Here is an 8,444-nt window from a genome sequence, read left to right as displayed (position 1 = left end):
GCCGTAATTTTTTGGCCGCTGTTCATCTCGCCGCTCTCGTCGCATATTGGCTCAATTGAGTCTCGACCCTAGTCCCATCAGTAGGACTCGGTGAAATTAAATCAACGGCGACACAGCGCCGTAGTCGGGGAAGCGCAGAGGGCTTCCTGTTGAAATCACACGGGCCGGGTCTGCACGCGCCACCGCGCGTACACATTCAGCGCGCGAGCGGGCCACTCTCGGGCAACGTGGCCCTTGTCGGAATCGAGACCAATGTGAGCAACTTGACGCTAAACGCCGCGACGAAGTGCCTGTATAGCCTGTGAATTCACTTCGGCACGCGACTTGCTCTCTTTGCGGCATCATCACCAATCGCAGTGCGATGGTCTTCGGGACGGACTCGGCGCGCGTCGCTGTCAGTGTCTAGTCCGCTCCGACGGTTTGCTGCGGCGATAACTTAAGGGCGCTCGGTCGTGGGCCGAGACAATACAGGGAAGTGTTGGATGCGATCTGGAGTATTTCTGGTAGGAGCCACGACAATTGCGCTCGTCGCAAACGGTGCTGCGAATGCGGCAGAACTTGAGCCAGAAGTGAAACTGCCGCCCGCGGTGTGGAACTGGTCGGGAGGCTATATTGGCGGGCACCTCGGCGGCGGGTACGGCCGAACCTCCTTCAGCAATCCCTACGGTCAGTCAATCTATGGCGTTGTCGTCGATACCCCAGTGTTTCTCGCGGGTGGCCAGGTCGGCTACAATTGGCAGAAGAACGGTTGGGTCTTTGGTGTCGAACTCGATGCCAGCGGTGCTGTCTCAGACGGCACGAATACTTGCCTCGCCGCCTCCGGCTTTGTCGTGAGTGCAAACTGCAAGGCAGGTCCCAACGTCTTTGCCACCGGGACCGGCCGCATCGGTTACGCGTTTGGCGCGCTGGGCCACACACTGGCCTATCTCAAGGCTGGCGTAGCCTGGCAAAAAAATCGAGGCGACGTCGTCAACAACGATGAAGGCGGCGCGCCACAGGAGAAAACCCATTTCGACTATGGTCGCCTCGGTGGCGTCATCGGGCTGGGCGTCGAGCAAGCGCTTACGCCTGCATGGTCGATCAACGTCGAGTATGACTATCTCCATTTCGGCGGGCCGAGTGTCGCAACGCCTCCGACGGTGCAGAATCCGCCGTTCGCAATTCTTCCGGCGAACATAACCAGCCTCTCCAGCAGCTATCACATCGGAAAGATCGGGTTGAACTACCATTTTGGCGCCGACCCGTGGGCGGTGCAATGGCCCGATGCACCGCTGTACGCAAAAGCCCCCGCCAGCGCGCCGCCGATTGCTTACACGGCCGGTTGGTCGTTCGAAGGCGGATCGCGGCTCTGGCTCAGCCGGGGACGCTTCCAATGGGACCACAGCGCAGTCGGCCTTGATGACCCCAGCATTCTTGGATCGAGGCTCACCTATCACGGACTTGACGGACTTTCCGGGGAGCTATTTGGCCGTCTCGACAGCCCGTGGGGAGTGTTCCTGAAGAGCAACGTTGGGGTTGGTCGCTTCAACAAAGGAAACATGAACGATGAAGACTGGGGCGGCGCCTATAGCAACACGATCCATGGCCAGGCAAACGGGAGGTTCACCTATTACACGGCCGATGCCGGTTACGATTTCCTGCGCGCCGCCAACTACAAGGTCGGGGGATTTATCGGCTGGACCTACTACGAACAGAACTCCGACTCGAGGGGGTGTGTACAGATAGCTCGCCCGCGTCCATGCTTGGCGCCGGACGACGACAGGGTCATTGGCAGCCAGAATACTCAGTGGAATGCAGCTCGGATCGGCCTGAGCGCCGAAACCATGCTCACCGAGCGTTGGCGTTTGAACGCTGACGTCGCTTACCTGCCCTGGACCGATTTCAAGGGGCGTGACAACCATCTCTTGCGCCCTATGACCACCTTCGCTGAGCAACGGGGCAATGGTGGCGGGGGCGTCCAGCTCGAAGGCGTGTTGTCCTACTTCATTACCAAGAACTTCAGCGTCGGCGTCGGTGGCCGCTATTGGGCGATGTGGACCAACAGGCGGAGCGACACGTTGTGCAGCGGCAGCGGCTGCGTTGGTGCACCACCCATGTTTGCGAAGCACAGCATGGAGCGCTGGGGTACGTTCTTTCAGGCGTCCTATAGGTTCGATTGAAAAGATCACACCTATAGCCAAGCTCCAGGCTTTCGACGCCCCCCAAGCTTTGGTAGTGGCCATCCACCTCCGCGCCATCTAGACGCCGGCAATATTGGCATTAGCGAACCTCGTCACGTGAGGACGGCAGCGCAAAGAACTAGCTGCAGTTGCCTTTTTGATTGGCTGCGATCCGACATCGCGCTAACCCAGTAGGCCGTAAGCGTGGCGCAAGCTTGCGAAAGATGCGCAGTTCGGTCGATCGTCGGAAAAGCTGGACGCTGATCAACTACAGCCTGTTTTGGAGGACATCGAAGAGGCCGTCGCGGCTCTCGAAGCAGCCGAGGATCACGCCAATCCAAGAACCTGCGAGAAGCGAACTGCCGAGCGCACAGCCAACCGCGGTCAGCTGCCGGAGTATTTGCCGCACATCGTCGAGACCCTGATGCCCACTGCAACCTGCCGCCCGTGCTGCGCAGGCGTCCTTTTTGAAAATTGGGAGCGATGAGAGCCAGAGGCTCGACGTCGTACCGGCGCAGTATCGCGTAATCGTCGCTCGCCGGCCCAAACTGGCCTGCCGCGCTTGTCATGGCGTCGTCCTCCAGCATGCCGGGCCCGACCACTGCCCACGGAGCGGCTGGTCAGCGCATGTGATCGATGCCAAGTATCATTGGCATTTGCCGCTTTATCGCCAGGCGCAGATGTTGGCGACGCACGGCATCGCCATCGACCGTCAGCCAACCCGGTAGCCTGGCTACGTAGCGGCTCAGGGCGATCACGTCCGCAAGCGTGGTCGGCTTGGAGTGAGCACGTCTGCATACTCCTCGAGAGCCAACCTTCTTTCCTCGCTGATCGCGTCGGCGGCATCAAACTCGGGACCTGCGCCAAGTTTCGCGGATACCGATACCGCGGCGGCGTGCTGCACGGAAAGCTCGCGGTGACGCTCAATCACATCAAAAATCGTATCAAATTCAGTCGCCATGGCGCATTTGCCCCAGGCCACATTAGATCGGCACCAACCAATCCTGGTAGGTGCTTCCAGTCCTTCTCAGCGATACTGCTTGGTAGCACCCTTGGGAATTGAGCCTCTCGGGGCGCCGCGGTGGTCGGTCTCGCTTATCCAGGGGCGAAGGCTGGCCACCGAAGTTTGCAGCGCGTGGTAGGGACAAGCGCTTCCGGAGGCGTGAGCGCCGAGTCACCGCCGCCAACTTCACTGGCAGCGCGGGCGCGGTAGGGACAGCGTCGGGTTCTCACTCCCCACGGCGCCGAGTCATGTCCGCGTGCCTCCAAGTCCGCGTGTGCGCCGCAGAGTGGAGCAACCATGATGCCCAAATTTATTGCCTCGTACGATCTAAAAGAGGCCAGGCTAGACCCGCCACGAGCGCTTTCTTACAAATGCGATCGAGTGCGGCTGGTCTCCCGGGAGTCTGGACCATGACGACACTCTATTTGGAGGGTTCGTTTGTCGATCAAACGCAAACGGTCGCAGCACTCAACGCAGCAAGGGGGGAGACGAAAAATGAGCTTGGGATCACGGTCATAATGGAAAATGGATCGTCTCCCAATCCGCCATCAATCCAGCCTTCGATTCCAACGAGAAAGAGAGACTTGCTAGCAGCTAGGCCACATCTACGCCGATTGAAGCCGCTACGCTCCAGTTCTCGTGAATAAGGGAAGCGACCAAGGCGCGGCAGTTGGTCTCCGCGGGTACAGCAAACAGGCCAGCCTACAAGGCGCTGCTCCTTGGAGCCCACCAAATCCGGTAGTTGAGGCGACCGCGGCAGATTTGCAGGCCCACCACGGCCGTATCAGCAAGATCGGCCGCAGTCATGCGCGCGCCATGCTGGTTGAGGCGGCCTGGGCAGCGGCCAAGGCGCCCGGTCCACTGCATGCCTTTTTCGTGCGCATCCGCGCCCGACGCGGCCAGCAGATTGCCGCGGTGGCCGTGGCGCGGAAGCTCACTGTGCTCTGCTGGCATTTGCTGACAAAGGCGAGGATTACCTGTGGGCGCGCCCGGCGCTGGTCGCCAACAAGACCCGCGCGATGCAACTTCAAGCCGGACATCCACAACAGAAAGGGAACCGCCGTGGACCAGCCTATGCCTACAACATCAAGGCGCTGCGCGACCGCGAGATGTTGATTGCCGCCCAGGCCGAGCAAAGCTACGAACGATTCGTGTCGCAATGGAAGCCGCGGCACCCAAAAACCGGCGCGCAGGCGCCTCAGTTCGGCAGGACAAAATAGGCAGTCCGGTGACGCTTGCAACCGACGCGTCACGCTTCGCCACGAGGTACGCCCGCGCCCAACAACCATAATCGCGGCTGATGGCAAGTTCTAGCCAGGAATGCAGTTCCGTTCCGCTGCCAGCGTGCCGCCGTGCTCGGGCCGGTCAAGGCCAAGCCTTGCGGTGGCCGCAGATGCGGCCAGCCTTGACCGCCCCTGCGCGCGGCGGCTGCGAGATCGGTGCCGGGACGGAAGAATGCCCGCAGCGCAGACTTACAGCGATCTCCGCAGTCGTCGTCTCGGCATGAAGAATCGCTTGTCCATCTCATCCGTCGAGTGCAGCTTGGTCCGGTGTTGCGGCGGGAAGGTCATGTAGGCGAGCACGTCGGTCTCGGCTTCGTCGAGGAAGCCGGCGAGCTTGGGCAGCTTGGGACGGAGCTGATGGGCGACCTTCCGCCACTGCGCTGTTGCGGCTTCGGCATCGTCCTGGGCGAACGCAGTAGCGATGAAGGCGGAGACGACGCGCCGCCCGCTCTTGCCGGCATGCGCCAGCGCGTCGCGCATGAAGTGCACGCGGGGATCGTTGAAAAAGTCCGAATTGACTGATTCCGTTCTTGTCGGCGATTCGCGATCGGCGGAGCAAACGAGATGCTGGGCACAAGGAGCGGGATCAGCTTGAGCTCTTTATCACTGGCTCGCTCAAACAGCTTGTCCCAGATGAGCACGTGCTGGCTCGGGTCGATCGTGTGCTCGACCTGTCTTGGCTAAGGGAAGAGGTCTCCGACTGCTATTGCGCGAGCGACGGTCGGCCAGGCATCGATCCGGAAGCCGCGGTACGGCTGATGCTCGCGGGTCTGCTCACCGGCATCGTCCACGATCGCACGCTGATGCGTGAGGCTCAAGTCAACATCGCCATTCGCTGGTTTTCTGGTTATGGCCTGCACGAGCAGCTACCGCACCATTCAAGCCTGACGCGCATCCGCCAGCGCTGGGGCGAAGAGCGGTTCCGTAGGATCTTCAAACGCACGGTCGAGGCCTGCCTGAAGGCCAAGATCGCCACAGCGGAGGTGGTCCACATCGATGCGTCGCTGATCCGCGCCAACGTGAGTTGGGACAGCCTCACCGAACAGCATGTGCTGGATGTACTGAGCGAAAATCAAAGCGAGGATGAAAGCGAGGCTGAGAGAACGGCCCGACAGAGCGGCAAGTACAAGAAGATCTGCTGGACCGATCCCGATGCAACGATGGCCACGAATGCCCGCAACCGGCGGCTGGAGTCCTCTTACAAGCAGCATACGGCCGTCGATGACAACGTCGGCGTCATTCTGGACGTCGCGGTCACAACTGGACAAACGAACGAAGGCGAGATGATCGAGCCGCAATTAATCCGCTCCAGCAAATGCCGGGACTAAATACCTAGTTTGGAAACGCAGTCGCTGTTGGAGCTTGCATACGGACGGCGCGGGCCGCTCGCCGTCGAAGGAGAGCGGCAATCGCCGTTCTTGAACCGGGCCCGTTTCTTGAGCCGCTGGTTGGCTGCTTTCGGGCGACGCTCCCTGTTGCTGATCGCGCTGCTGCTCCTCTGGTAGGCAGCTTCCAGGTTTGGATTGGTAGATCCGGTCTTCCTGCCACCGTTCACGGGGGGCATCGTACGCTTGCGCAAACCGGCGATCATTCACTACTCTTGAGCACAGCCAGCGAATTCACACGGCGCTTTGCGCCATCAGCAATCGATATGGCCATCTTCTCCGGAAATCCTTTTGGAAGCGCATTCAGCACCTGATCTATGGCTTTTGCGGCTGTATCGCCGAGCTGCTGGATGACAACCTTGACTGTTTTGTCGGGTAGACCGCAGCTTTTCGCAGTCTGCACGAAATGTCGGCCGAGAACCGTGTGGACGACGTAATGCCGGTTGCTGCCGATCGCCATGGCCAGCTTCATTTGGTTTTGGCTGATCTGTCCAGCGTCCAAGCTTGGTTGGGTCGAAATGATGTCGTAAAGCGGGGCAAGATGAAAACGTCCGCCCGGCGCCAAATGAATGCTAAAATTCTTCGCGTGGCCATCGGTGGCGGCAAGCAGCCAGAACACGATCTGCGCCTTGAAGAAAATGGTCTGGTCGTCCTCAGGCGTATCGCTGCCCTTGAGCAAATCCGAGATTTTGCGGATGCCGGGTCCGCCATCGGATTCATACTTTCGCGCGGGTGGAACGGACAGCGCCTGGCAGCAGTCTTCCTGCGGCAGCCGCAACAGGCGGTCGTCGCGCGTCCAGATGCGATCGAACCGCTCAACTGCGAGCACGCGGCGCCCGGCGAAATCGATGATGCTTGATTTGGCGACAGGCAAGCCGAGTGCCGCAACCAGCTCAAGGCACAGATGCTCGTTTTCAACGCTGCCGGTCAGGTCGATTCCGTTCGGCAACTTCCCGATCTGCGGCTTGATAATGTGCGTAGTTGCGGTCGTGCCATGAGGCACGTGCCACTTGTCTTTCCAGTAAAGCAGCGCTGTCTTTTCCTGCGCGCCCGCGAGAGAAATGCGGAAGTCCTGGTCGGGGCCGATGCCGAGCGGATTGCTGGCAAGATTGCCGAGAATGGCGGCGATCTCCTGATCGCTAGCGGCGCGGCCATCAATCGCGCCGGCGGCGCCGGCGGCGGTACCGTCGGGAAGGAATTGCAGCGCCCCGATACAATCGCGGCCGATTGCGGAGAGCAGGCTGTAAGCGTCGGCGCCATCAGCATGCGCACGTTCGGCGACGCGTCGGCGGATGTCGTCATTATCGGGCAGAAGATTGTCAAAAACAGCGACGACGGGATCGCCGATATAACGATCCTCCCGCAATGGCAGCGACACGGAAACGGGGATGGCATTTTCCCACGCGAGCCACTGCTTGTCGTACTGGAAATCGACTGCGCCGCTGCTCTCGCGCCGTAGCCGCCCGACCAGCCGTGCGTTGAGGTAGACGTTGAGCGGCGCACGGGCAGGGCGACGCGCCATCAGAACAGATCCTCAATCGCTTCAGCCGTCAATTTGGTGCGCGGCCGGATGACCAGCTCGAGGTCGAGCGCGGCCAGCGCATCCATCAAGATGCGCAGCTGCGTTGCAGGTTCACCGGCCTCCAGCTTCGAGACCGTCGCTTGACGCGCATGCATCTTCTCACCGAGGTCCCCCTGGGTGAGCTTCTTCTGCCGCCGGTAGCGCCTGATCCCGGCGCCAACTTGTTGCGGAGTGCGGGCGATCGTATCCATAAAGGGATGATACGCAAACGCGTATAATTTGTCAATATACGCGACCGCGAATATCTATTTATTATACGTTTTCGCGTATATTTCGGTTTATACGCAATTGCGTATGAAACCCCGATCCCACTGCCGCTCTCATTGAAATTACTACAAAACTAAAGCTGATGATCGATGTAGAGCTGGTGGCTCGAGAGCCTCCTCCGACATGTCGAACGTTCGTATCACTATCGTGCCAAGCAACTCCTTGTATCCATTTTGCTGCAATAGTAACAACAACAAATTCAATGACTTGAGGCCGGATTGTTCCCGATCTGAGACCGGACACTAGCTCCGATCGGACCTTTGGGGTCTCGACAGCGATTGAGCTGGAAAGCTATATTAGAACATACTAAGAACTGATCTTCCGGTTGTATTTTCAAGACCCACTCTCACTAACATTTTGCCCGGCAGGCCGTGCATTTAGCGCCGCCAACTCAGGATGAAGTCGGGCCCAGGAGCCGCGTCATTGACCTTGTTCCGCCATTTGCATGACGACGCCTTTCTAGCTTTTTCGCGCGATCACAAGCACCTGTACGCAGCGTGTCTGCTCGATCTGCACGAGCGCTTCTTTTCAGGCGCGCCGTCGTTTCCGACCCCGCAGCAGGTGGTCCACGCCATCTACGACGTCATGCGAGCCAACCCCGTCCTCTGGAACGAGGGCGATGATTTGGGCAGCCTGCCGGAAATGATCTCCGCGGGACGCCGCCGGATCCGGAAGGCCGACGTCGCGCTCGCTTCCGAGAAGGGCGACAAGGCGCTCGGTCTTGCCCGACAACTGTACGCCCGGCTGCTTGCCTGGGGATGGCTT

4 protein-coding genes and 5 pseudogenes are annotated in these 8,444 nt (G+C 60.0%); 5 read left to right on the top strand and 4 right to left on the bottom strand.

Translation table 11 applies throughout. The annotated features are described in order from the left end of the window. Positions 1 to 482 precede the first annotated feature (482 nt). The gene (locus XI08_RS10490; protein WP_271574348.1) at positions 483 to 2,159 is read left to right on the top strand and encodes an outer membrane beta-barrel protein; all 1,677 of its coding nucleotides are present in this window, start codon (positions 483 to 485) and stop codon (positions 2,157 to 2,159) included. 211 nt (positions 2,160 to 2,370) lie between these two features. Next, a pseudogene (locus XI08_RS10485) lies at positions 2,371 to 2,872 on the top strand (IS66 family transposase zinc-finger binding domain-containing protein); the annotation flags it as partial. Between the two features lie 41 nt (positions 2,873 to 2,913). Here XI08_RS10485 and XI08_RS10480 read toward each other — a convergent pair. Next, positions 2,914 to 3,120, bottom strand: coding sequence for a hypothetical protein (locus XI08_RS10480; protein ID WP_271553256.1), 207 nt, complete (start codon positions 3,118 to 3,120; stop codon positions 2,914 to 2,916). A gap of 810 nt (positions 3,121 to 3,930) precedes the next feature. Between XI08_RS10480 and XI08_RS10475 the strand changes: the two are divergent. Next, positions 3,931 to 4,382 (top strand): annotated as a pseudogene (locus XI08_RS10475) (transposase); the annotation flags it as partial. 294 nt (positions 4,383 to 4,676) lie between these two features. On the opposite strand, the pseudogene XI08_RS10470 reads toward XI08_RS10475, so the two are convergent. After that, a pseudogene (locus XI08_RS10470) lies at positions 4,677 to 4,937 on the bottom strand (transposase); the annotation flags it as partial. A gap of 47 nt (positions 4,938 to 4,984) precedes the next feature. Here XI08_RS10470 and XI08_RS10465 point away from each other — a divergent pair. After that, a pseudogene (locus XI08_RS10465) lies at positions 4,985 to 5,746 on the top strand (transposase); the annotation flags it as partial. Between the two features lie 286 nt (positions 5,747 to 6,032). On the opposite strand, the gene XI08_RS10460 reads toward XI08_RS10465, so the two are convergent. Beyond that, positions 6,033 to 7,352 (bottom strand): type II toxin-antitoxin system HipA family toxin, encoded by a 1,320-nt coding sequence (locus XI08_RS10460; protein ID WP_271574347.1) that lies wholly within the window; start codon positions 7,350 to 7,352, stop codon positions 6,033 to 6,035. Beyond that, positions 7,352 to 7,603, bottom strand: coding sequence for a helix-turn-helix domain-containing protein (locus tag XI08_RS10455; protein ID WP_161533401.1), 252 nt, complete (start codon positions 7,601 to 7,603; stop codon positions 7,352 to 7,354). The genes XI08_RS10460 and XI08_RS10455 overlap by 1 nt, the downstream gene beginning before the upstream one ends. A 499-nt stretch (positions 7,604 to 8,102) precedes the next feature. On the opposite strand from XI08_RS10455, the pseudogene XI08_RS10450 reads away from it, so the two are divergent. Continuing rightward, positions 8,103 to 8,444 (top strand): annotated as a pseudogene (locus XI08_RS10450) (Wadjet anti-phage system protein JetA family protein); the annotation flags it as partial.

Source organism: Bradyrhizobium sp. CCBAU 11361 (genome assembly GCF_028128935.1).
Taxonomy (GTDB): Bacteria; Pseudomonadota; Alphaproteobacteria; order Rhizobiales; family Xanthobacteraceae; genus Bradyrhizobium; species Bradyrhizobium niftali.
Note: the sequence above shows the minus strand (reverse complement) of the source record. Positions and strands in the feature narration are given on the sequence as shown.